Raw genomic sequence first — 25,797 nt, forward strand, 5'->3', positions numbered from 1 at the left:
CCAATACAGTCCGTTTACTCTTCAACCTGATCGGAATAACCCCTGCTTTCCCAGTAGCCCTCATATTCCTCATTGTCCGACAGTTCGATTTCATTTACCCATCTCGCCCACTTATAACCAGGCTTGTCTTCGGCAACTACAATAAACGGATACCCAAGGGCAGGGGGCAAATCCAATTTATTTGCCGAATAGGCCAGAATCATATTTTTATCAATTATATTCTGCAATGGCTGTGATGTAGTATAACCGTCTACGGAATGGAATATTACAGTATTGGCCTTACCATCAGCTCCGGCAAGATCAATGATATCTTTCAGCAGAACTCCCTTCCAGAGCACAGTTGCCTCCCAGCCTTCCACACAATAAAGCGTTATCAGCTTTTCGTAGGATGGAAGCGCCAGCACGTCTTCATACCTCAGCGAATCCGGCTTTTCTACAAGGCCCGAAACCTTCAGGACATAGCTGTTGATATCTACTTCCTGTATGCCCTGAATGGAATTGTCACGTGGACCGATTGAAGGATCCAGCCTTATTCCATTGTATTCCCTGATTTCAAGCTCCTGATATCTTTCTTCTGTGGCACTGGAAATTCCGTCTGTATCCGTTGTACCGGTGCTTCTGCATGCGTTCAGAAAAAATATGCACACGAATGACAAAATGCAGCAAAATACTTTTCTCATGTCTTTTACCTCCTTTACGGCAAATCAGGAGTTCTTTTCAATATATACTTGTCTTTATTATAACTATATTTTCTTTATAACACAAACAAAACCGGTACTATCTGCGTTAATTTCCGACTATTCCGCACACAGCTTCCCCCATAAGGCTGTTGCAATCTGATAGAACGGACTTTCCCTTCAAAAAAATAGCCACAGCATGTTTGAAAATGCGGTACCCTTTCATCGTCCTTTCGCTTATCTTTCTCAGCTTGCAGTAGAGCAAGAACTCCTTAAGTACATCTTCGTTGAACATAAAAAAACCTCCTTAACATTGTGGATAAATGTTAAGGAAGTTGAATTATGTATGACCTTAATTGTTTTGATACATTTTTTACGTTTACCGTATCTGGTCAATTTCACCAAATTTTTCAATCGAATATATGTTTTGCAAAGTGCTTCAAGCTACTGATTTTACAAGCTATTCTGAATCGTCAGACGGTTCATCCCAGTTGTGGTAAACCTCCTGCACGTCGTCGTCCTCATCAAGAAGATCAAGGGTCTTCTGCATGGACTTGATGTCCTTTTCGTCTGTGAGTTCGCCCCATGTCTGAGGAATCATTGTGACTTCCGCGCTTATCATCGTAACGCCTGCTTCTTCAAGAGCCTGCCTTACGTCACTGAAGCTGTCAGGATCGGTTATTACTTCATAGCTGTCCTCTTCGTCTGCGAAATCTTCAGCGCCTGCGTCTAATGCAAGCATCATCAGTTCGTCGGCGTCCATGTCGCATTCTTCTTTGTCGATGATAATCTGGCCCTTTTTATCGAACATAAACGATACGCATCCAGGTGTACCGACGTTTCCGTTTCCTTTTGTGAATGCGTTACGGACGTTTGATGCAGTACGGTTCTTGTTATCGGTAAGCGCATCTACGATGATTGCGATTCCATTAGGACCGTACCCTTCGTATGAAACGAATTCATAGTTCACGGCATTTGCATCGCCGGCAGCCTTTTTGATGCTCCTGTCGATTGTATCGTTAGGCATGTTGTTTGATTTTGCCTTGGCGATTACATCTCGTAATCTGCTGTTGTTGTTCGGATCCGCACCGCCTTCTTTTACGGCAACGGCGATTTCTCTTCCTATTCTTGTAAAGATTTTCCCTCTGGCGGAATCGTTCTTTTCTTTCCTATGTTTTATGTTGGCGAACTTTGAATGTCCTGACATAATAACACTCCTTTTCTTCTCATAATATTTCTTTCTATGTAAACATCCCAGTTTGAATGTTTCATTACCGTCATATATTCTATCATTGTTTTCCAGCCATGACAAGGATAACTTGGCGGAAAATCACGTTCTGCATGCCCCTTGAATCCTGCATTTTCGGCATCCATTTTCAAATATAGGTTGTTTTTTGGTATTTATAAGTTATAATAATATGTGACTATCCAGGTCTTTATCCTGGATGGTCACATATTATTATACTAGATTTTTTTATTGGAGGTAAAGTGCATGATACTTGCATGTCAAAATATAAACAAATCCTTTGGCGATAAGGAAGTCCTTGTCAACGGATCGTTCCACATAGAAGAAAGGGAAAAAGCGGCGATTGTAGGAATCAACGGTGCCGGAAAATCTACGCTTCTGAAAATTATTATCGGTGAAATGAAGGCTGACTCAGGTGAGGTCATTATCACAAAAGGCAAGACCATAGGCTATCTTGCCCAGCACCAGGAACTGCCCGGCGGAACTTCCATCTATGACGCTCTGCTGGAAGTCAAAAGAGATGTGATTGACCTGGAGGAAAAGATCCGTTCCATCGAGGTTGAAATGAAATCACTGGAAGGTGCGGAACTCACTGCAAAACTCGAGTCCTATACCCGCCTGACCCATGATTTTGAACTAAAGAACGGTTACTCCTATAAGAGTGAAATCACGGGCGTTCTAAAAGGACTCGGATTTTCCGAAGAGGAATTCACAAAGGATGTAGACACACTCTCCGGCGGGCAGAAAACGAGGGTTTCCCTTGGAAAGCTTCTGCTGTCAAAGCCTGACATCATACTCCTCGATGAGCCAACCAACCACCTGGACATGGAATCGATCGCCTGGCTCGAATCATTCCTTCTGAATTATCCCGGGGCGGTAATCATCGTGGCGCATGACCGGTATTTCCTGGATAAGGTTGTGTCAAAGGTCGTAGAAATCGACAACGCCAGACTGAAGACCTTCCTCGGAAACTACAGCGCCTACGCGGTAAAAAAGGAAATGCTCAGGGATGCTCAGATTAAACAGTTCCTGAACCAGCAGAAGGAAATCAGGCATCAGGAGGAAGTAATCACCAAGCTTCGATCCTTCAACCGGGAAAAATCCATAAAACGCGCAGAAAGCCGTGAAAAGCTCCTCAATAAAATGGAGATCGTCGAGAAACCGACTGAACTCAATACTGATATACATATTAAGCTGGAGCCGAGATTTATCAGTGGAAACGATGTCCTTACGGTATCGGAACTGGCAAAATCGTTTCCGCCAGTCAGACTGTTCGACAATCTGAATTTTGAAATTAAGCGTGGCGAGCGGGTCGCTATCATCGGCAATAACGGAACAGGCAAGACCACGATCCTGAAAATCATAAACGGAATCATAGAACCGGACGGCGGCGAAGTCAAGCTGGGCTCCAAGGTCAAAATAGGCTATTATGACCAGGAACACAATGTGCTCAACATGGAAAAGACCCTTTTCGAGGAGCTTTCCGATGCCTATCCGAATCTGACCAACACCCAGATCCGGAATATACTGGCCGCCTTTCTTTTTACCAACGACGACGTGTTCAAACGCATCTCCGATCTGAGCGGCGGGGAACGAGGAAGGGTTTCCCTCGCAAAGCTTATGCTCTCCGAATCCAACTTCCTGATACTGGATGAACCTACCAACCATCTGGACATCACTTCCAAAGAAATTCTTGAAAATGCGATCAACAAGTATACCGGAACTGTGCTTTATGTATCCCATGACCGTTATTTCATTAACAAGACTGCAACAAGGATTCTGGATTTGAAAGCGCACACTCTTGTTAATTACATCGGAAATTATGACTACTACATGGAAAAACGCGACGAGTTCACAAAAATATATACAGACGGCTTATCCAGCTCTGATGCTGTTGATGAGGATACAGACTTGTCTACTACAAAACTTGACTGGAAACAGCAGAAGGAAGAACAGGCCAGGGCAAGAAAAAGAGAAAATGACCTGAAGAAGACCGAAGAACAGATTACAGCCGCTGAAAAAAGGGCCGCCGAGATAGATGCCCTTCTCTCTGATCCCGCTGTATATTCGGATGCTTCGAAACTGATCAAGCTCAACAATGAAAAAACCGAACTGGATGCCGAAATGGAACGGCTCTTTGGACTTTGGGAAGAGCTTGCTGAAGAATAATAATCAACACACAGGGCTCATTTTCCTGTTATTCAAAAACAAAAACGCGGAAGCTTTTGGAGCTCCGCGTTTTTTGTTTATCCGATTATGTAGAATCTTTATTGAGCCTGCTGTTTCAGTCCTGTCAGTTGCCGCTCTCGCTGCCCTGTCCAAGAATATCGTCAATAGCATAATTGCTCAGATTCTTTATTGTATTCATCATATGCTGATTTGCAAGGGCTTCTGCTTTATCTGCGTCCTTGAGCTTCAACGCCTCGACTATCTGCTTATGTTCCTCGTTAGATTTAAGTGCCCTGCTTTTAGTTGCCATGGTAATTTTTCTTACCCTTTGGACATAATGATGGAAATCCGACAATACGTGCTCTAAAATCTGACTTCCCGAAATATTGTACATCAGCTCATGAAACTTATTGTCAAGCTCCAGGACCTGGTCGAAATGTTCCTTTTCTGCATGGAATTCAGACAGATAGATGATTTCTTCAAGTTCGTCAAGCTGTTCATCTGTCACGAGACTGGCTGCCCATCTGGCACACAGTCCTTCAAGCAGGGAACGAATCTGATAAATATCCTTTACATCCTTTGACGTAATTCCCATAACATAAGCACCCTTGTTTGGAATGATATTGACCAGACCCTCCAGTTCAAGCTGCCTCAGGGCCTCCCTGACAGGAGTTCTGCTGACGCCCAGTTCCGACGCAATAGCAGTTTCCTTCAGTTCCTCGCCTCTTTTAAACTTTCCCGACAGAATATCTTCACGGATCCTGTTAAAAACGCGACCCCGGAGCGAATACTTGTCCGTTACTTCCTTTTGAACATCATAGTTGCCCAAACAAAAGACCTCCTGCCTAGTCTAACTTTTCAACAGTTTCCATGATGTAATCAGCGAACTCAGCGCTTGTACAGCCTGTATCCCTGCCCGTGATTTCCATTTTCTTTTCGGTAATTGTACAGATATCAAGTGCCTTGTAAAGCTTATCAGCTTCTGTATTGTATCCGATGTGTGCAAGAAGCATTGCTGCCGCACGGATAACGCTGCACGGATCAGCATATTTATCTCTTCCTTCGGTTACCATACGTGGTGCTGAACCATGAATTGCTTCGAACATGGAATATCTCTTGCCGATATTAGCGCTTCCTGCTGTACCTACGCCGCCCTGGAACTCAGCAGCCTCATCTGTCAGGATATCGCCGTAAAGGTTAGGAAGAACGAGAACCTGGAAGTCTCTTCTTCTCTTCTCATCAACCAGCTTGGCTGTCATGATATCGATATACCAGTCATCCGCTGTGATATCCGGATAATCCTTGGAGATTTCCCTGAAAATATCCAGGAATTTTCCGTCTGTAGTCTTAATGATATTTGCTTTTGTTACTGCAGTTACCCTTGTCTTGCCATTTGCTTTTGCGAATTCAAAAGCCGCTCTGATGATTCTTTCGCATCCCTGGCTGGTTACTACGGTGAAGTCAACGCCTAAATCTTCAGTCACATGGATTCCCTGGCTTCCAACAGCGTAGCTTCCTTCTGTATTTTCCCTGTAGAATGTCCAGTCAATTCCCTGTTCCGGTATTCTTACAGGCCTTACGTTTGCAAAAAGATCCAGTTCTTTTCTCATTGCAACGTTTGCGCTTTCTACGTTAGGCCATTCGTCACCTTTTCTAGGAGTCGTTGTAGGTCCTTTTAAAATAACATGGCATTCTTTTAATTCTTCCAGTACTGCAGGAGGAATTGCCGCCATTTCAGCCGCTCTTCTCTCAATTGTAAGGCCATCGATCGTCTTGAATTCAACTTTTCCTGCCTTAACATCTTCCTTCAAGAGATATTCCAGGACACGCTGAGCCTGAGCTGTGATAGCAGGTCCGATTCCGTCCCCTCCGCAGACACCGACGATGATTTTGTCCAATTCCTTATAGTTCAGGAAATCACCCTGGGCTTTCATCGTATCTACTCTCTTTAACTGTCCTTCTAAAAGCTTTCCGAATTTCTCTTTTGCTGCTTCAATCTGTGATTCGTACATTCTTTTTTCCTCCTATTGTTATCGATTATAATGTGACGTTCAGTTTCCTGCAGCTGTCTTCTATAACAGCTATCAATTCATCGTCTGTAAGCACTGTCACACGGCCTGATTCGTATTCTTCGTCAACCCATACTTTAACCATCTGTACAAGTTCAGAATTCTTGTCGACCTGTCTTTCGTCCTTCAGCTTATAATACGTATTAATCCAGTGAGCGATTCCCGCAAGACCGGATGTATTCGATACTGCAACAAGTACCGGACGATTTAAAAACTTCTCAGTATCAAATATATTATAAATCTCTTCATTTTTCAAGAGTCCGTCTGCATGAATTCCTGCACGGGTGACATTAAAGTTCCTTCCGACGAAAGGAGTCCTTGATGGAACCCTGTATCCGATTTCATTTTCGAAGTACTCTGCGAGCTCAGTAATGACCGTGGTATCCATTCCATCAAGTGTTCCTTTAAGCTGCGCGTATTCAAAAACCATTGCCTCAAGAGGGGTATTTCCTGTTCTTTCGCCGATTCCAAAAAGCGAGCAGTTTACGCTGCAGGCGCCATAGAGCCATGCAGTGGTGGAGTTCGTGACCGCCTTATAGAAATCATTGTGTCCATGCCATTCAAGGAGTTCTGACGGAACACCTCCGTGTGTCATCATGCCGTAGATAATTCCCTGAACGGAACGGGGTATAACCGCTCCCGAAAAATTCACGCCGTAGCCCATTGTATCGCAAGCCCTTATTTTAACCGGAATCTGATATTCTTCCATCAGTTTCATGAGTTCCAGGCAGAAAGGAATTACAAATCCATAGATATCTGAACGGGTGATGTCTTCCAGGTGGCATCTTGGACTGACGCCTGTTTCAAGACATTCTCTGACCACTCCAAGATAATGATTCATAGCTTCACTTCTGGTCATCTTCATCTTATAGAAAATATGGTAGTCGGAACAGCTTACCAGGATACCCGTTTCCTTCATGCCAAGATCCTTGACAAGTTCAAAATCCTTTTTGCTTGCACGGATCCAGCTTGTTACTTCAGGGAATTTATATCCCCTTTCCATGCATTTATATACAGCATCCCTGTCCTTTTTGCTATACAGAAAAAATTCGCTCTGGCGGACAATCCCCTTAGGACCGCCCAGTCTATGCAGATAATCGAACATCGTTACAATCTGCTCTGTTGAGTACGGTGCCCTCGACTGCTGTCCGTCTCTGAATGTAGTATCTGTAATCCAGATTTCATCAGGCATATTGAGTGGTACGATTCTGTTGTTGAAAGCAATTTTTGGAACCTCGTCATACGGGAAAAGATTACGAAAAACATTTGGTTTGTCTACGTCTACCAGATGATACATGTGTTCCTCAAGCTGCAGAAGGTTTGTATGCGGATTCATTTTAACCGGTCTATTTTCCATTTTGCTGCATCTCCTTTTCTTATAAATATACATTTTAAATTTTACAGTATAAGTCAAAAAACCTTGGTATCATTGTATACAATGATACCAAGGTTTGTCAACATGTATTTTATCATTTCATTTTCACTTCAATTCACCCGTTACTGTTCACTCCGCGACCAGTAACACGCTACGCGATGCACAGAAATGGTTGAAATGCACCATTTCGCGCTGCAAGCCCCGGGTTTTTCGTGATTTCCGCTTCGCTACACTCACAAAAAACACCTTGTGCAAACAACGTGTGAACAGCAACATTCACCCTAACCAAATACCTCTGCATAAAGTGCTTCCAGTTCCCTGTACATATCATGCTCATGAAGGGGTTCAAGGACTCTCACGAGGCTTCCGTAATACCACTTCTGTTCCTTCTTCCCTCTGTTGAACCGGCTCCACAGATTTTCTGCATGCTTCCTGTAATCAATGGATATGCTCCTCAGATTTGCAAGCTTGTCCGCACACATCAAAAGCATCTCATCATAATCGGCTCTGTCCTTAATGAATTCGATTGTATGCTGTTTTCGCTCCTCCCAGGAAAGCTCCTTGTTTTCCGAACAGGCGGCAACGAGCCCGGCAACCTTATCACCAAATTCATCTTTTATAATTTCCAATCCTACATCTGTATCTTCTACCGTATCATGAAGCAGTCCTGCTATGACAAGTTCCGTGCCACAGTCTGCCTTCTGGAGTATCATTGCCGTTTCAAACGGATGCACGATGTACGGAGTGTCCGTACCTTTTCTGAATTGCCTGAAATGTGCGTTTGACGCAAAACTAATTGCCCTGCTTAAATCCAGATTATCCTTCACTAATCGTTTCCCCCATTATATGAATAAGCTGTAACTGTTCAGAATCCCCATCCGGGCAGCTATCTCAACCGGTTGCATTCAAACTTAGCGTTTGCCTCGAGACAATGCTTCACAGCCTCGTATCTTTCTTCAATCGTCCCTTCATCCGCGACCACATCAAGGGATACGGCAATGTCGCTGATCAGCCTGTCGCTCACCTTTCTCTTGAGGCTCTTGAGTATTTCAAGTTTTTCAACATAGGTGCCAGCCTCCAGAAACTTAAGCAGGTCAGGATTCACTTCTTCATTCATACCAGACCTTCCAGCATCTTTCTGCAGCCTGACTTCAGCCGGCTGCCCGAAGTCCTCTGCATCCTCCCGTTCAACATCCTCTTCCTTTGTCTCAGAGGCCGGCGTAAGCATCTGCCTGTCTACAGGCTCGAATCTGTATTTCTGCTTCACATCAGGATACTTATTGCGGTCTACCTCACTGCAGAACATATCAAGCGGCCTTGCATAGGTCATGTAGCTGCCATAAAGAGCCTGATATATTACAAGCTGTTCTCCCGTCTCGGAATGAGATGCCACGGTTACGATCTGATAAAGCCTGTTCTTAAAATGCCTGTATATTTCCCCTGGTTTTGGTATTCTTTTCTGTTCCATACTCAACAGCACCCTTTCCTCAATAAAGCTCATTTTATATCTTAATTATAACATTCCGGCAATGCATTGGCAATGATGCAGACTAACTGTCCTGTAATCCACCGTCCTGTAATCATCAGCGCGTGACATTCCTCAGCCATTTCATGCTTCTGTAGCGTCTTGTCGCAACCGGTATTTTTATCAGTTCGTCGCACATCAGGATAACATAAACAGCCAGGACGCCCCATTTGAAGACGAAAGCGGCCAGGAATCCGAATATAATAGAGAACCCCCACATGAAGGCTACGTCCAGAAAAAGTCCGTACCTGGTATCTCCGCCAGCCCTGAAAACCCCTACTATCAGGGTGCAGTTATAAGCCTGTGCCATCACGAAGTATGCCATTACAAAAAGCATGAATCCCAGATATGATTTTGCCTGGCCGGATATGCTCATGTTCGATACCAGCAGTGGCCTGATTGCAAGCACCACACATGCACCGATCAGCCCGAACACGATGCTTAATCGTCTCAGTTTTTCAGCATATACTTTTGCCTCTTCAAATTTTCGCTCACCGATTGCCTTTCCCAGCAGAATTGCAGTGGCCGTGGAAATGCCGAAGGAAACCACCATTGCGAGCTGTTTGATTACCTGTGCTATGGAATTTGCAGCGACTGCAGAGCTTCCCAGATGCCCGATTATCGCAGCATTTGCCGATACCCCTGCTCCCCACATGAGCTCATTCACCACTACAGGAAGGGAAAAAATCATAAAATCCCAAAACAGAGTCCTGTCTATCGCAATAAAATCCCTGAATCGTATCTTCACTATATCGTTCATTCGGAATGCATAAAAAATAACAATAACCAGCTCAAGGATACGGGCAATCAGGGTTGCTGTTGCCGCACCTTCCACACCCATCGCCGGAAAGCCAAGATATCCAAATATCAATATGGCATTGAGGATAACATTCGTCAATAACGAAAGGAGATATACAACCGTTGAAATAAATACACGTTCTACACTCCTTAGTATATTCAGGTACGTCATCGTAATTGATGTCAGGATATAGGAAAACGAAACGATTCTCAGATATTTTACACCTTCCGCAATTACAGGCGGCTCCGATGTGAATATCCTGAGAAGTGCTTCAGGCACTGCCATGGCAGCTATTGTAAAGATAAGTCCGACGATCAGGGAAAGCCTGAGCGCAATGCTCATCACCTTCTCTATAGCTCTCATGTCCTGCTTTCCCCAATACTGCGCCGTAAGGACTGCTGCACCTGATGTCAGCCCGAAAAAGATAAGGTTCATCACAAACTGCACCTGACCGGCAAGGGACGCCCCCGCCAGTGCCGTTTCTCCCGCTTTTCCAAGCATAATAACATCTGCCCCCGTTATTCCGACATTGATCATGTTCTGCAATGCCATGGGTAATACAAGGGCAAATACTTTCCTGTAAAAAACCTTGTTTTCTTCCGATATTTTTAATTTTCTTTTTCCATTCATTATGTTCATATGACCTGCTCCTGTTATTTTCCTTTGGAAAGAGGAATCTTCCCTTTTCTGCCCGAGATTCAGTCTTGAAAGAACTGTGCACTCCTTTCCCGACTAAAAAACGAGAACCGGCAAATCGCTTCGCAATTTGCCGGTCAATAATTTCTATTTGTTTTCTTCGTTGGCTCCCTTATCAGGAATTTTCGACATAAGAATAACTATAAGGGTAATCAAAATAATTACCGCAAATATACCGAACATTCCTTTCCACATAATTTCCAAGCCATAAAGAACATTTTGCATAACATCTGGGTTCATAAAAAAGCTCCTTTCCTGTAGCCCCGTTTCCTATTTTAAGATCTGCGCTACCAACTCTAAAAGAATACCGCCTGCAAGTACTGAACCGATCTGTCCTGAAACATTCGCGCCGATTGCATGCATTAACAGGATATTTGTAGGATCTTCCTTTGTTCCCATCTTCTGAATAACACGCGCTGACATCGGGAATGCTGAAATTCCGGCGCCTCCAATCATAGGATTGATTTTCTTCTTCAGGAAGAGGTTCAGGAATTTTGCAAACAATACGCCGCCTATTGTGTCAAATACAAATGCTACAAGTCCAAGTCCCATAATCAGAAGGGTGTCAACGCTAACAAATTTGTCAGCTGTCATACTGAAGGAAATCGTAAGCCCAAGCAGTAATGAAATCAGATTTGCAAGTACATTCTGTGCTGTGTCTGAAAGTGAATTGAGGACACCACATTCTCTTAAAAGATTACCAAACATAAGGAAACCTACCAGCGCAATTGACGTTGGCGCAATCAGTCCGGCAATTACCGTAACGATAATCGGGAATGCGATTCTGGTTTTCTTTGAAATCTGTCCCGGTTCATATGGCATCTTAATCATACGTTCCTTTTTGGTCGTAACAAGCCTGATCGCTACTGGCTGTACGATTGGAACGAGAGCCATGTAGGAATATGCAGCAACTGCAATGGCACCAATATACTTTGATCCTAATATCTGTGATACAAGGATTGAAGTCGGGCCGTCAGCAGCACCGATGATACCGATCGATGCAGCATCCTTTAAATCAAATCCAAGCAGACAGGCTACCACGATTGTAAAGAAGATACCGAACTGTGCGGCTGCACCGAACAGGAACATGATCGGCTGGGATAATAAAGGTCCGAAATCGATCATTGCACCGATACCGATAAATAAAAGAATCGGAAGTGCTTCTGAAGCCTCAATACCTACCTCAAATAACCACTGAATGATACCGTGGGTATCCCCTACGCCTTCCAGTACCTGGTTCAATGCGCCTGATGCAGGAATGTTAACCATAATCGCTCCAAATCCCATAGGGAGAAGAAGTGTTGGTTCAAGTTCTTTTGCGATAGCCAGATAAATCAGCAAAATTCCGACTGCTATCATGGCCAGACTTTTTGGAGATGTAAACAGTGCTATAGCGCCGTCAAATAAAAATTCCATTGTTATTCCTCCTAAATTCTATTCATATAAAATTCATTATACTATAGAAATTCAATTAAAAAAAGATAAAATTTTACTATTATTAATAATATCAGAAATTTCCCCGCGCAGTATTATCCTGGGCGGGGAAATCGATTTTGTTTTTATCGGTTCTATTATGTTTTTATCGGTTCTATTTGTGATCTCAGTTTTTCAAACCAAAGCTTTCTATTATCTTTCTGAATTCCGGTGAATCCGCAAACCCAAACATGATTTCCTGCCTGCTCGTCTGGTTATTCATTCTATTGAGATGATACTCAAGTCCGCCCTGGTCATATTCCCTTCCCATAAACGTTCTATACAGGACTTTGACATAATCACTGTCTGTGAGGTTCTTTTTCTGGAATTCCGGCGAAAATATAAAGTTCTGTGCCGCCTGGACAGGAGTCATCCTGCCTTCCTGGATTTCACGTGCATAGTAGCTGAGACCGCCGGCTTCCGCCTCTCGATTTAATACTTCTGCATATAGACGGTATATGTACATGGCAAGATTGGGATTCTGATCTGCCGGATCCGTAACCGCAACGCTTCCTCTGTCTATTCCGTAGGAACTGCAGATATCCGTGAATTCAACTGATTCAACAAATCCCCTGAACACCCAGAGCCTTGACACTCCCTTATCCAGAAAGTCTGACCAGTATGCCTTTCCGCCTGCATCTGAAGCCCTGCCCATGAATGTCTCATAAAGCATCTCCACATATGCCCCGTTGCTGAGGTTCCGTCCCAGGAATTCCGGGCTGAATACGAATCCGCGGCCTACATCTGCCCCTGTACTTATACGGTCGACCAGATTTCTCCGATAAAAGCCTATTTCATCATCACCAGCTGTTCTTCCCAGTACCTTGTCATACAGCCTTCTGATAAAATCATCAATCTTTTCCTCTTTTGATGATTCTTTTGCAGTAATTCGGACCTCTCTGGTTCCTGAAACCTGATTTCCATCTGAATCCGACACCGTATATACTGCTGTGTAGCTGCCTGCAGTAACTGCATTTCCCAGCGCATCCAGGGGAACACCCGAGAACTCGAAATTGTCAGCATTAAGTTCAACTGTCCCATCTTCGATATCCGTTACTGTGATATTTCTCTTTGCCCAGTCAATCAGATTCAGCGCATTCCCTGTTTCCACAACTATGCTTTCAGATGCATGATTGCTGATTACAGGTATGCTTCCGCTAAATAACTGCCTGTTTTCCTCCATCATCGCAGCCTTGTCTGCTTCCTTAAGCAGGTTCAGTGCTGCAAGAAGTTTGTTCTTGAATACAAAACAGGATTTCTTATTCACTGCCTGTTCTTCATTCATATTACCCATGACAAAAGCAGTATAATTTTTCACTTTATTCAGGTAACTGCTATATACCGCTTCTTCTGAATCCGCAAGTTTTGCAAGTCCGTACCCTGTTATCCGGTAACTGTTTACAATCCTGTTTTTAGGAGAGAAGAAGGCTGACACATCTTCAAGGGTTGACCTGCTTATAAAATTCAGCTTTGCCGCACCCTCAAGATGCGTTATATTGATTTTGTACCCAACCTTAAACTTTACATCGATTTCTTCAGGTGCATTTACGTTTGCGATATAATTTTTTACATAGACCTGCTTTCCCGATTCATCAAGCACCTCAATCGATGCAAATGTCTGGCTGTCAAAAAGCGTATGAGGCTTGCAGTCTGCCGATGAAATATGAAGGTTCATCGTATGATAGTCAATCGTCATATTGGCGAAGGTGTTTGCATAGCCGCGGAACAGAATCTGCTCATCTCCGCTAAGCGGGCTTGTTGTCATCTTCCTGTAAGTAAAGCTGTCCGGTGTATCCTGTCCTTCTTTTACAAGGATATACTTATAGCCGTACTCATATGCCCCTGATTTTGGAGTCGGCATTTCCAGTTCATATGCGCCGATTGGGAGGTTTTTAAAGGACAACTTTAAATTTCCGGTATCCGCCTGAATCATCTCTTCGGTAATTCTGACTTCTGCTGCCGTCTCGCTTCCATTTTTGACAACACAGTATTTGCCCATGATTTGCGAAATGTCGTCAATGCTGACCGTAACCGCTGCATTTCCCCTGAGTCCAAAGCTGCTCAACTCAGCAGGAGCTGCCAGGGCATACATTCCTTTTCGTCCCAGTGCATTGGAAATTTCAACAGCCTTCTCATCTGTGTTTACCAGATCCCTTATGAAGTAAAGCATCGGATAGTCGGATTCATAGACCTCTGATGTCGTTTTGTCATCCGGCTCCAATGCCCATGCATTCAGATATGGAATGACATTCTTCCCGGAATAAGAGCTCAGATATCTGGCAATTGCATTGCAGGCATTTACATTATCCCCGCTGCATGCCTCCTTACGGACGCCTGTATGAAGCGCGCTCCAGCCCTCTTCAGGCCCGATTGTATTTAAGAGATTTACGAAAACATATAGTTTCGAGCCAAACCCCAGGCTGTCAAATTTCAGGTCTCCATTACGCTCGCGGATGAATTCTGCTTCTTTCGATTTATTTGAAAGATTTCCAAGCCATCCTGTCTGACCATATTCCAGGTACTTCATTTCCTGATAATGGCCAAGCACGTTATTTACGACTTCTCCAATATCCATTCCGCTGCTCTGCAGGACACCCCCATAACCATGTCCAAGTTCGTGAAGCGTCATCCAGTCTTTTACAAAGTAATCCCTGATACTGTTGCCATTGAAGGCTGTGTGGTCCCCACTGTAGTACGCAAGCCCAGCACCATGGATATTCGCTTTGACGAAATATTTTGTTCTCACGTTCTGGTTCATCCAGTCATTTGTGTTGATTTCCAGCCCAGTGTAAGAATCATATTCTTCCAGAAATTCATTGTACCAGGCAAGTGCATCGTCGAATGTTGTAAACTTCCTGTAATTATTGACATTAATTATAGTGCCTGTCCTCAAAGTATTATCCTTATCCTTTAATGGAAGCAGGAAAGTGGCGCGTTCCGTTTCAATTACAGAATACCCCGCCTTCGAAGCAGTCCAGCCAGCCATGAATGCCGCCTGGTTGTCACCATCATGATAATAGTCAAGTGCCTTTACGCTGTTCTCAAATTCAATTTCTACCACAGGATAGATATTGCCGTCATATGCCGATTTCATAAACGGGACCATGTTCAGGTTTTTAGACTCTGCTGGATAGTCCGCATCCCAGATCAGTCCTGGTTTTGCAGCAGTAACGGTTACAGGTGTTCCGTCTGCCGGGACGGTATAAGCTGATTCTTTTGCAGAGTCATCTGCAAACAGATTCAGATTCAGATTTGACTTATATGCTGTATTGACCTGCTTGATTTTAAAACTTGTTCCCTCAGGCATATAGATTCCAAGATTCTGCCTGTCATGATAGTTGCCTCTGTTCATTCCGGCAGCGTCCATGTTCCTTACACTTTTGATGGTATACAAAGTCCTCTGTATGACCATGGAAGTGGTCCCGTCGCCCTTGACTGTAACAGGCACATCTATTTCGGCCCTGTTGCCGTGACTGTCTGTGACAGAATACCCTATGCTGTAGGTTCCCGCTTTAGCGGTATTTACATTACTGTCTGTCAGTGAAATACTGTTGGTCAGATCTCCGTCCTCAAAATCCCTCGCAAAAATCCTGAATCTTGCGTCATCTGCGTTAAAATTCGTATTTAGCGGAATTCTTATACTGGTCGTTCCATAAAACGACGGGGCGTTCAAAACAGAGTAGTGGCCAAGCTCATTGTTTGCGAGCTTTTTTGCTGCCACGATCTGACCATTTAAATAGTCCCTGAATACATGGCTGTCAAGTTCTCCGCGAATATCTGCTTCAAATGCATTTACTGCCTCCGGAGTACGATACTGATCATTCAGTGCTGTGTGTTCCTTGTTTGAGAACAGGGCATCCATTTTGTTCAGAACCCTGTCTTCCCTGTAAAAATGAAGAAGGGATGCACTCGGACACGCATTGTAACAGTCTGCAAATTCAAATCTCAGCCTTTTGAATGCGGTCGGTGTGAATTTGAATTCCATCACATTTCCAGAAACCACACTTGAGGCTGTGGCAGCCAGGACGAAATCCTCTCCGCTATCAGTCTGGGAGGCATATATTTTGGCTACTGTGGCATAACCTTTGTTGCCGGAATTCATTCGGGCAGCATAAATAACACGGTCAAGAATTTCTGTCGAAGCAAATGTTACCGTTATTTTCGTGGGATCTGTTGATTTCCATACACCCGTATTTATGCCATAAAATGTATCCGTTGCATCATCAAACGCATTCGCCAGAGATTCCGCATTCGAGTATGCCGGATGATTGCTCACGTATGATGCAGGCACCGCCTTGTATTGATTGCTGTAAGCAGCGAAATCCTTCTGGTTTCTGATTTCAAAAACATTTACTTTCGCCGTTTCACCCACAGCACCTTCTGCCGCCATAACTTTGCCAATCATAACCTCAGAAAACATCATCAGATGATTTTCCGTGAATAGCATGGCAAGAATCAGAATCACTGCCCAAAAGGATATCCTCTTGTTTTTTTTGTAGACCATTTTGTTGTTACCTCCCGTGTCTGCTATTTGCTTAATAGAATTATTATGCTGGAATGCACGAACGATTTCCCGAAAAGTCCATAAACATCCCAAATTAATACAATCATAGCACAGATACGCACAAAATTATTTGTCTTATCACCTTATTTATTTGCATAATAAAGGTGCTTTCTATTACTTTTTATTCTTCATTCCTTTCTGTATCCAACTTGTTTTCAACAAGCTCGCCGAACCTGCTTTCAAACTCATTCCGGGCCTCGTCCGTAAATTTCTTATGCTTTCCAGCCCTCATTCCGCTGCGTCTTGCTTTTTTTGCAAGATGCCTTTCAAAAAGCTTCTGCTCTATATTCCCGTCAGTAAACTGCTTTCCCGTATGATGCATAGGGTATGCCTTTTTCGCAAGGGCCATTGCTGCCACGCCGTAATCCTGGGTAACAACGATATCCCCTTTTTCTATCATGTTGACTAGTGCAAAATCTGCTGCGTCTGCTGCTTTGCTGACCGTTACGACTTTAGCATAATCCGATTCCAGGATATGGCTTGTATCGACTATATAAATAAGTTCAACACTATTTTTCTTTGCAATCTTTTCTATGATTTCCCTGACCGGGCACGCATCTGCATCTACAAGTATTTTCATCTGCTCTGATCCTTTCTTTTCAGCAATGTTTCCGTATATAGCAAAAGCCCCCAGACAGGAAATCCGTTTGGGGGCCCAACTATTATGTTTGCTGCCTGATATCCGTTACCTTATTTCACTTCTTCTGGCTTCTGTATATCCGAAACCTGAACTTCCCCACCTTCAGCAACCGGCTGGGAACCCGCAGCCGGAGCCACGTCTTTTTTCATGTTCTGATCACTTCCGTCAAGAGACACCCCCAGTTTGTCCAGGGTGATGAATTTTAAAAGCGTATCCAAAACATTGCTGTTTCCTGTATTTTCGCTGCTGCCTCCCATATTTACGACGGTTTTCGGTACTACGTCTACTTTGGAATTCTTTATAGCGTCAGCCAGCTTTTCAGCAACTTCCTGGATAACCCTGTATTCAGCTCCTCCGTAAGCCTGAACCTGCGCATCGATTGCTCTTGCCTTCGCAAGACCCACATTCGTCTCTTTTGAAGCCTCTGCTTCACCTTCAAGAGTGATCTTCGTGGAATTAGCCCTGGCAAGCGCTACAATCTGGTTGGCTTCCTGTTCTGCCTTGCTTGCAAGCGCAGCACCGCTATTTCTTTCCACTTCAATCTGAATCTTTGATTTTGTAAGGAAGGCCTGCTGCTCAGCTGTCGCTTCGGCTTCGCGGAGTGATTTCTCGCTCTCAGCTGCTGACTGCTGCTTCTGGTAAGTTACCTTCTTTTCCTCTGCAATCTGCCTTTCCCTGAGCTGCATCAGGATATTCTCTATCTGGATATCTCCCACAGCTGCCTTTGGTGTGCCGATCAGCACTTCTTCGAGCTGAAGATTATATTTCTGGAATTTCTGCTTCATTTCATCAACGGCTCTTTCACGGATTGCGCTTCTTTCCTGAATCAGCTCGATCAGGGTCTTTGTCTGGGCAACATCCTTGAAATAAGCGCTTACCAGAGGATCCAGGGACTGGTTCACAAGCATATTGATGTCACCAAAACGCTGTATGACCCATGGCGCCTGCTTGTAGTCGATATGCATGACGACCGAAAGCGGAAGCGCAGGCTCGAATGCATCCTTGGTTATGATGTCCACTTCCGTCAGGTTCTCGTCGTATTTATGATCTCCTGTCTCTGCCTTGTTCCATTTTAATATGATGTTGGTCGTAGGTACCAGGACTACTTTTCCTGCATCCGTATTAAATGCATATTTTCCAGGCATCAGCGGCTTCTCCAGCACGCCCTTGCATCCGGCTCCAACAAGCTCTCCATGCTTATAGTCGTTTCCGCTTGTATCAACACCCGCGCTTCCAAAAAACGAAACCACGACGCCGACATAGCCGATCGGAACTACCGTCTTCGGTTTGAAATCGACTGTTGCGAAAAGTCTGTTGATATAGTAGGTACCATCCGTAAGCACCTGAAGCTGTTTACCACGTCGTCCGCCAAGTTCAAGGAACTTCTCCGGATCCTGAAAACTTGCGTGCTCTTCTCCAACACTTGCTGCGATGATCTCCCCTTCCTGCAGCGAAACGCCGTCATGTACAGTAACAATGCCCATGATGTCGCTGGTCTGCTCCCCTGATCCCATGATGATGACTGGACTGAATGCGTTTCGGGCGAGCAGTGTCTGCTGCATGGAAACCAGCTCCACTTTCTCCTGCTTTGAGCTGTTGAAAATCGCTTTGATTTCCCCCTGGGTTATGACGATAAACTGGGCTAAATTGATCGCATAGGTTCCTTCCCTGAGTATTCCCCTCTGGGGCCCTCTCTGTCCTCCATTCTCAAGAAATCCATGAACATCCTGAAAATTATTGGCTTCAGGAATGACTTTTCCAAGCGTCTGTGTAGGTGCCAGCGGCTTGCCGTCACGGGCAAATAAATAAGCAATCTGCCCCTGCGGAATCGTAATAAGCGGATACCTGTGGATCTTGAACATCAGCGCAGACCGGAAATGAATACCGCCTCGCAGAAGATCTGGCGAGTAACCCGCTTCACCCTTCAGTGCGATAATAGAGTTCTTCAGCGATCCTTTCATGCTCCACCACTTTTCGACCACAGCTACTTCGTCCGACGCAATGATCCTGAGTCCTAAAATCTGAAAAACAATAAGATAGAACCCGACTATTCCGGCTAAAATATATAAGCCTGTTGCAACGTAATCCCCCATAAAAAATCCTCCTCTAAAATTGTTATTTATTTCACTATACACCTTTTACAAAAAATAACAAGTAGAAATAATCTGGGGGCGGGTTCAACTTTGATTCTTCAGATTTACTGGTTGTTCTGATTATGCATGCAGTTATCAATTGCAACCACAAGCGCACACATAAATGGTGTATCCTGCTGATTGAATATGTCAATTTCATAGCTATCGCCCCATGACAGCCACTTTTTATGTATGCTTCCGAAATACTGTCCATCCTTCAATACATCATAATCCATTCCCAGGCAGTTTCCGCTTATTTCAAATCTCCCATAAATACTGCTGACATTCAGCTTCCTGCTAAGAATTGAAAACTCCTGGGTTATGGCAGCACACTGGCTGCCATCCTTATAAATTTCATACTGTGCCATAAAAAAAGTAAACCTTTTCTTTATGAAATAAAGTTCCCTGCCAAAAGGATCCTTCAAATGCATCTTGGCATTAATTGTAAACATTTCCCCTTCTACGTTGTAAACCACATTCTGATCCATATCATATATGTCATATTTGTCATTAAAGGAAAATACCCTCTGTTTAATATATAGTTTCATCGCTGTCTCCCTTACATTATAGTTTTATATACCGCTGACTCAATCCCCATGCTACTGGCCCGCAAACTGCGCGCCAAGAAATCCTTTGAGATTATTGATCATCTCCGGATTTTCTCCCACATAGAGAACAATGATATTTCCCCTTTTGAAAAAGTGTGGCAGGGAATCCCAGGACATCTGGATGTTTTTACTGACATCGTCTTTTACAGCACTGTAATAGAATCCGCAGGCATCCAGACACAGGGAATCTTCCTCCATGGCCCGGTTATTCTCATAGACATATACATAGATATTCTCCTGCCCGTTCACTGTAAGCCTGGTCCGCTCCCCGGCAAGAATATCTTTCATCATATCTTCCATTTCCAGCGAAAATCCTTTTTTCTCCAATTCATCAGCCAGATCATGCATAAGGTCATAATCTGCAATTACCCTCGCATCTTTCGATGAATAATAAATGAAGGTCGCTGCCAGCATCACGCCCATAATTAGCACTGCACCAATATACAACATGCCTTTTTTCATATAAACATCCACCTCCAAAGCCGCCTGCTATCAGATATCTTTGAATTTCTGCATATATTCATCCATGGCAGCTGCCACAGTTTTTGAGTATTTGACTGCTTCCACAACGGTTTTTGCTCCCAGCACGACATCGCCAGAAGCGAATATGCCTGCCCTTGTTGTTTCTCCTTTGCCGTCCGTCACCAGAAGTCCCCTCTCGTTCACCTCAATTCCCGTGGTGGTAGATACAATCCTGTTCCTTGCCCCCTGGCTTACCGAAATTATGACTGAATCCGCAGGCCTGAAGAATGTCTCTTTGTCCTCCCAGATCACGTTTTCATTTTCGTCTACCTTGACTTTTCTGAAGATTACCCCGTCATCGGTAATTTCAACCGGAGCGACTTCATATTCGAATTCGACGCCGTCAATCTTGGCATATTCCACTTCGCGTGGGCTTGCTGCGGCAGTTGCCGTTCTTGAATATACGGTCACATTGGAGGTCCCGTTCCTGAGGACAGTCCTTGCGACATCCATTGCTGCATTTCCGGCACCGATAATGACCACTTTTTCGCCCAGATCATATACATCCGGATTGGAAAGGTAATTGATTCCAAAATGCACATGGCCTAAAGTCTCGCCCTTGATGCGAAGCCTGTTGGGCTTCCATACACCTGTTCCGATGAATATGGACTTATAGCCGTCCCTTATCAGATCATCTACGCTAATGGTAAGTCCGATTACTGTATTCGGGCGGATTTTAATACCCATCTCCTTTAGTTTCTCCAGATACTTTTCCAGAATCGCTTTCGGGAGGCGAAATTCCGGTATCCCGTAGCGAAGAACTCCTCCGATTTTATCTTTTGATTCGAATATAGTGACATCATAGCCCTTCTGAGCCAAATCTACCGCAATAGTAATTCCTGCCGGACCTGAGCCTATGATGGCCGCTTTTATCCCGTTTTTCTTTGGGATACCAAGTTTCATGCGGTCGAAATAAGCCGTCGAAATATAATTCTCTATACTGCTGATATGCACCGGCATACCCTTTTTATTGAGTATGCAGTGCCCCTCGCACTGCTTGTCATGATCGCATATCAGGGAACATACTATAGAAAGCGGGTTATTTTCAAATAACATTTCTCCAGCCTTCATCAGCTCCCCCTTAAGAAAAAGCTCTATCATCTGCGGAATCTGGGTTTCAATAGGACACCCGACCCTGCATTGCGGCTTTTTACAGTTCAGACACCTTTTTGCTTCGTTTACAACATGAATCGACATGAATTTCCTCCTTGTGAGCGTATAATTCTATTTTTATCATAAAAGTCAATACCTGATGCTGAAATCAGATTCCTTCTTGTTTTCCATCTGTTCAATATGCAGCCTTTCAACATGTATGAACATGTTTCCGCCGTTTTTCAGTTCACTTATAAGCTTTTCAATCTTTTCCGTCGGACCCTGAACCTCCATTTCGACCATTCCGTTATCGAGATTTTTCACATAGCCTGCAAGACCGTATTGTATTGCCTTTGTCCTTACGAAATAGCGGAATCCGACTCCCTGAACCCTTCCTTCTGCAAGTATATGCCTTCTTTCCATAAAGCACCTCCCTTATCCTTCCAGTCTATTTTACCCGGGCCACAAACCCGGCACCGTTTGAAAAAACCTTTTCAAGAGACTCAAAATACTCCCTAAATTCAAAATAGATGTCGCTGTCGCTTTTGGTGAAAACCAGGACATAATCAGCTTTTTCCCGAATCTTTTCCAGAAACTCCTCGCCTCCGGTGAACCAGTGATAATAGTGTTCATGCCTCTGGTTTGTAATCGCTTCATACCAGTGGACATCATCCCAGGGGCCTGCCATAGGGACGTCATACTTTTCCGGCAGCAGATTTTCATAGACGTAGTCATACAGGGCAAGCTTATCCGCTGAATATCCTGATGTCCGAAGGGATCTGTAATTAAATACGAATATATTGCTGTCAATGGCCGAATCCACAGCCGGGGCGAATCGCTCATTCCTTTCCCTGATGCGCTCTTCGATACCAAATCCCTTCATTCCCAGCACAAAAAGCGCCGTTAATGCCGCCGATGCAAGTATCCCCTTTACATCTTTTGACAGATAACGGATTCCGTTAAAAAACAGAACCCACATTACAAGCCAGAGCGGATGGTAATTTTTATAATAATAATAGGAGGATGCGACGCCCCCCAATCCGATCAAAAGAAGCACAAGCATAGATACAAGAACCGTTGCCGCAATGAACACTGCAGAATCTGCGGCCCTGTTTCTCAGTATTTTATATGTCCCATAAAGGGAGAATGGCATCAGGAGTATAAAGTTATAATACAGATCCTTATAAATAAAGCCTTCCGTATTGATTGCCGACCCTAGCGAAACATCGCCTCCGAAAGTTCCGGTCAATATGTAAAACAGACCAACTGCGCAGGGAATCAGAAATATCGCCAGAAACAGCATGACTGTGTCCTGTCCGAACAGCTGCCTCTTCATAAAGCGGTCGCGGGCTATTGTCACAAATATTCCCACAAAAACAGCCGGCATAAACAGAACGTAGCATAGGAAAATTCCCAGGCACCCTAGGGAAATCAGCGCTATGCCCACCCTTTTGTCCCATTCATTTCTCAAAAAACCATCCGTCATGAAAATCAGGTATGCCACAAGGGTAACGCCAATGCCAAGATAGACCGATCCTAAATTGATATTATTCATCGGGTATCCCAGCATGTAGACAAGCGTAACTGCCCAGGCGGCAGCCTTCAGAAATTTGGTTCTTGCATATCCCGCAATCACAGCAAAAAACATCATCCCGCTGAGCAGGAACATGGCAAGATCCGAAATGATAAAAAGCCTGTAGTATCTGTTGACCTCGGAAAGCGGCGACAGCATCTCAATCACAAGGGCATTATTCAGCGATGCATGATACATGCCATAAACTTTCCTGTCATTGATGATATTCATTGCATATTTCAGATGGTTCTGAGGATCCGTAGTCTGATAATGGATCTGAAGATCCGTTCCATACCTCTGCACCGCAAACCCCGCCACAATCATCAACAGAATTCCTGCAAACAGGACATCTGTTTTTTCATAAAAATATTCCTGCCTTTTATTGTCTGCGATAATCCGATACCAGAAAAACAGAGCCGCTGCCAGATCACCGATTCCGATGGAAATAATGCCGACCGGAATATGGACAAAACTGAATATGCCAGCCACAAGAGTATGAAAGCACATCAGGGCGATAGCCGTAACAGGCAGCCAGACAACTCCATTCTGTCTGATTTTCGACTTTTCATAAAAATAGAATCCGCCCCCTGCTGAAATGCATCCCAAAAAAAATACTACTGAAGCTGTCCATGATAAGTCCATAATTTCTCCTCCGTTGTTACGATCACGCTATAATTTCAAATTTTAAGCCAGGCTGCGATCTTCTTCATTTCTTCCGGCTTCACCTTCAGGACCTTCCGGTCGTAGGTGAAAAATCCGTTTGTTTCATCCTCCACATCGCTGACCTGGGTATAGATCGATGCGCAGAGCCCATTTTTAATCTGTCCTGCAACCTCGTTCAGATAAACCTCATTCAACGCATTTTGAAATTCCTGCTCTCCCTGAAAAAACCGGTACCCATATGTTTTTTTCGAATTGCAGGAATGGTCCTGCAGCTTGTACGAGTATCCGCCGAATTCTGAAAGCACGACAGGACGTCCCCCGCCGCTGACTGCAATCTTATCAAAATATACATGCCGGCTCAGGACATCGCTTGATTTCTGATGGAACCATCCAGATCTGCTGATTACTATTCTTCCGTTATCTGACTTCTTCGCAGCCTCATACATCCTGTCGCTGTCGAATTGCCCCCAGCCTTCATTGAAAATGGTCCAGCAGCAGATAGAAGGATGATTATATAAATGTCTGATGGTTCTGCTCATATGCTTCTCGAAATTTCTCTTAACAGCCTTTGTCCTGAACTGTCTGGTATCATTACCCCCTGTATACCCCAGCGCAGGAAGGACGCTGTTCCTGAAATATGAATAGTGTCCCATATTCACCATATCCTGAAAAACCACCATTCCAAGCTTGTCACAAAGGTAATAATACCAGGCCGGCTCGATTTTTATATGTTTGCGAAGGGTATTGAATCCCAGTTCTTTCATAGTCTCGATATCCCTGCGATACCCCTTGATGCTGGCCGGAAGAAAAATTCCGTCGCTATGGTAGCCCTGATCCAGGACCCCGTGAAAAAAATAAGGTTTCCCATTCAGGCATAGCCGACTGACGCCGCCCGACTCCATGACGGATATGGTTCTCAGCGCAAAGTAAGATGTAACCGCATCTCCCGGCGTTTTCATCTCAAATTCATATAAATAGGGATCTTCCGGGGACCAGAGCCGGGGGTGTTCAATTGCTATCTTTATTTCCCGGCCCTCAAACCGCTTCCGGACAATTCCATCTTCCGTTTTTATCCATATTTCCTTCCATGACGCGGCAGAATCCACACGGATCGTGACCGAATCAAGAGAGGGGATTATCTTCAATCTGCGGATATAGTCATCTGATACGCTTTCCAGCCATACGGTCTGCCAGATTCCCGAAACCGGAGTATACCACATACCCCCGCGCTTCCTCCTCTGCTTTCCGTAAGGAAGTGCATGGCTCAGGTGGTCCTTCACCTTAACGATTATCGTATTTTCTTCTTCCAGGCTGTCCGTGCTATCAATACTGAATGGCAGATATCCGCCTGCATGAGTCGTCATCTCTCTTCCATTCACATAAACTGTCGCAATCTGGTCTGCGGCTCCAAAATGCAGGAGCACTTTATCTTTAACAAATCCTTCCGGAAGCATAAATTTTCTTCTGTAATACAGATACTGATATCTGCCCGGCACCTTATGGATTCCCGAAAGCAGAGACTCTGGCGGGAAAGGAACTAAAATCTGCATCGGAAAGCTTTCTGGTATCTGCCGTCCTGATGAGATTGCAAACTCCCATTTCCCGTTCAGATTCAGATAGGAATCCCTTTTCAGCTGCGGTCTCGGATACTCCTGCCAGGGCAGATCACACATAGTTTCTCCATCCGCAGTCATCAGATCACAATATCCCGCCTTTGGCGGGCCTGCTACTGCCCTTGCAACCTGATCAAAAAAGTTTGAAGCAAACAATGCCGCTTTGGATTTCTCCGAAAATTCTTTACGTCTTTTTTCACCCATCTGAACTCACTCCATTACACAAGTGCTTTTCGATTACTGCCGCCTATAGATATATATTATCATAAAGATAACGAAAAATACACGATTCGCATGTATTTTTCACACAACAATATTGTTTTGAAATGAGCAGGAAACGCTTTGTTATTTATTCTTTATT

The 25,797-nt window shown here is 44.2% G+C and carries 22 protein-coding genes; 1 reads left to right on the plus strand and 21 read right to left on the minus strand.

The window, feature by feature from the left end:
- Window positions 1-14: 14 nt before the first annotated feature.
- The 4 genes from BJR36_RS01980 to BJR36_RS20165 form a co-directional block, all read right to left on the minus strand.
- The gene (locus BJR36_RS01980; protein WP_091229302.1) at window positions 15-680 is read right to left on the minus strand and encodes a molybdopterin-dependent oxidoreductase; all 666 of its coding nucleotides are present in this window, start codon (window positions 678-680) and stop codon (window positions 15-17) included.
- A 106-nt stretch (window positions 681-786) separates the two neighbouring features.
- Complete coding sequence (locus BJR36_RS01985; protein WP_091229304.1) at window positions 787-972, minus strand: hypothetical protein; 186 nt, start codon at window positions 970-972, stop codon at window positions 787-789.
- Window positions 973-1,137: 165 nt separating this feature from the next.
- Entirely contained in the window at window positions 1,138-1,884 is a 747-nt protein-coding gene (locus BJR36_RS01990; RefSeq protein ID WP_091229307.1) for a YebC/PmpR family DNA-binding transcriptional regulator, read from the minus strand.
- A complete protein-coding gene (locus BJR36_RS20165) occupies window positions 1,854-2,051 on the minus strand; it encodes a hypothetical protein (protein WP_169823561.1) in 198 nt (65 codons plus the stop codon). The genes BJR36_RS01990 and BJR36_RS20165 overlap by 31 nt, the downstream gene beginning before the upstream one ends.
- Window positions 2,052-2,169: 118 nt before the next feature.
- On the opposite strand from BJR36_RS20165, the gene abc-f reads away from it, so the two are divergent.
- Window positions 2,170-4,092: a ribosomal protection-like ABC-F family protein gene (abc-f, locus tag BJR36_RS01995; protein WP_091229309.1), complete on the plus strand. Its 1,923-nt coding sequence runs from the start codon at window positions 2,170-2,172 to the stop codon at window positions 4,090-4,092.
- A gap of 124 nt (window positions 4,093-4,216) precedes the next feature.
- Here abc-f and BJR36_RS02000 read toward each other — a convergent pair whose 3' ends face one another.
- From BJR36_RS02000 to BJR36_RS02080, 17 genes are all read right to left on the minus strand, one after another.
- On the minus strand, window positions 4,217-4,921 hold the full coding sequence (locus tag BJR36_RS02000) for a GntR family transcriptional regulator (RefSeq protein WP_091229311.1): 705 nt from the start codon (window positions 4,919-4,921) through the stop codon (window positions 4,217-4,219).
- A 16-nt stretch (window positions 4,922-4,937) separates the two neighbouring features.
- Window positions 4,938-6,104, minus strand: a complete 1,167-nt coding sequence (locus BJR36_RS02005) for an isocitrate/isopropylmalate family dehydrogenase (RefSeq protein ID WP_091229314.1) — start codon at window positions 6,102-6,104, stop codon at window positions 4,938-4,940.
- 25 nt (window positions 6,105-6,129) lie between these two features.
- Window positions 6,130-7,518 carry a beta/alpha barrel domain-containing protein gene (locus BJR36_RS02010; protein WP_091229318.1) on the minus strand — a complete coding sequence of 463 codons (1,389 nt, stop codon included), beginning with the start codon at window positions 7,516-7,518 and terminating at the stop codon, window positions 6,130-6,132.
- A gap of 299 nt (window positions 7,519-7,817) precedes the next feature.
- Window positions 7,818-8,363, minus strand: coding sequence for an HD domain-containing protein (locus BJR36_RS02015; protein WP_091229322.1), 546 nt, complete (start codon window positions 8,361-8,363; stop codon window positions 7,818-7,820).
- 59 nt (window positions 8,364-8,422) lie between these two features.
- Window positions 8,423-9,004, minus strand: a complete 582-nt coding sequence (locus tag BJR36_RS02020) for a DUF1653 domain-containing protein (protein ID WP_091229327.1) — start codon at window positions 9,002-9,004, stop codon at window positions 8,423-8,425.
- 115 nt (window positions 9,005-9,119) lie between these two features.
- On the minus strand, window positions 9,120-10,499 hold the full coding sequence (locus BJR36_RS02025; protein ID WP_242875428.1) for an MATE family efflux transporter: 1,380 nt from the start codon (window positions 10,497-10,499) through the stop codon (window positions 9,120-9,122).
- A 144-nt stretch (window positions 10,500-10,643) separates the two neighbouring features.
- Complete coding sequence (locus tag BJR36_RS02030) at window positions 10,644-10,796, minus strand: OadG family transporter subunit (RefSeq protein WP_091229331.1); 153 nt, start codon at window positions 10,794-10,796, stop codon at window positions 10,644-10,646.
- A gap of 30 nt (window positions 10,797-10,826) precedes the next feature.
- The gene (locus BJR36_RS02035) at window positions 10,827-11,972 is read right to left on the minus strand and encodes a sodium ion-translocating decarboxylase subunit beta (RefSeq protein WP_091229335.1); all 1,146 of its coding nucleotides are present in this window, start codon (window positions 11,970-11,972) and stop codon (window positions 10,827-10,829) included.
- A gap of 184 nt (window positions 11,973-12,156) precedes the next feature.
- Complete coding sequence (locus BJR36_RS02040) at window positions 12,157-16,533, minus strand: DUF4214 domain-containing protein (protein WP_091229339.1); 4,377 nt, start codon at window positions 16,531-16,533, stop codon at window positions 12,157-12,159.
- Between the two features lie 181 nt (window positions 16,534-16,714).
- Entirely contained in the window at window positions 16,715-17,173 is a 459-nt protein-coding gene (locus BJR36_RS02045; protein WP_091229342.1) for a YaiI/YqxD family protein, read from the minus strand.
- A 110-nt stretch (window positions 17,174-17,283) separates the two neighbouring features.
- Window positions 17,284-19,326 carry an SPFH domain-containing protein gene (locus tag BJR36_RS02050; protein ID WP_091229346.1) on the minus strand — a complete coding sequence of 681 codons (2,043 nt, stop codon included), beginning with the start codon at window positions 19,324-19,326 and terminating at the stop codon, window positions 17,284-17,286.
- 104 nt (window positions 19,327-19,430) lie between these two features.
- Window positions 19,431-19,913 carry an LURP-one-related/scramblase family protein gene (locus BJR36_RS02055; RefSeq protein ID WP_091229349.1) on the minus strand — a complete coding sequence of 161 codons (483 nt, stop codon included), beginning with the start codon at window positions 19,911-19,913 and terminating at the stop codon, window positions 19,431-19,433.
- A gap of 51 nt (window positions 19,914-19,964) precedes the next feature.
- Window positions 19,965-20,435: a hypothetical protein gene (locus BJR36_RS02060; protein WP_091229352.1), complete on the minus strand. Its 471-nt coding sequence runs from the start codon at window positions 20,433-20,435 to the stop codon at window positions 19,965-19,967.
- Window positions 20,436-20,465: 30 nt separating this feature from the next.
- The gene (locus BJR36_RS02065) at window positions 20,466-21,692 is read right to left on the minus strand and encodes an NAD(P)-dependent oxidoreductase (protein ID WP_091229356.1); all 1,227 of its coding nucleotides are present in this window, start codon (window positions 21,690-21,692) and stop codon (window positions 20,466-20,468) included.
- Between the two features lie 45 nt (window positions 21,693-21,737).
- Window positions 21,738-22,010 (minus strand): acylphosphatase, encoded by a 273-nt coding sequence (locus BJR36_RS02070; protein WP_091229358.1) that lies wholly within the window; start codon window positions 22,008-22,010, stop codon window positions 21,738-21,740.
- Between the two features lie 25 nt (window positions 22,011-22,035).
- Window positions 22,036-23,802 (minus strand): hypothetical protein, encoded by a 1,767-nt coding sequence (locus BJR36_RS02075; RefSeq protein ID WP_091229360.1) that lies wholly within the window; start codon window positions 23,800-23,802, stop codon window positions 22,036-22,038.
- A 35-nt stretch (window positions 23,803-23,837) separates the two neighbouring features.
- Window positions 23,838-25,640, minus strand: coding sequence for a glycoside hydrolase family 2 protein (locus BJR36_RS02080; protein ID WP_091229364.1), 1,803 nt, complete (start codon window positions 25,638-25,640; stop codon window positions 23,838-23,840).
- Between the last annotated feature and the right edge of the window lie 157 nt (window positions 25,641-25,797).

The sequence above is a fragment of the Anaerobium acetethylicum genome (assembly GCF_900096945.1).
Classification (GTDB): Bacteria; Bacillota; Clostridia; order Lachnospirales; family Lachnospiraceae; genus Anaerobium; species Anaerobium acetethylicum.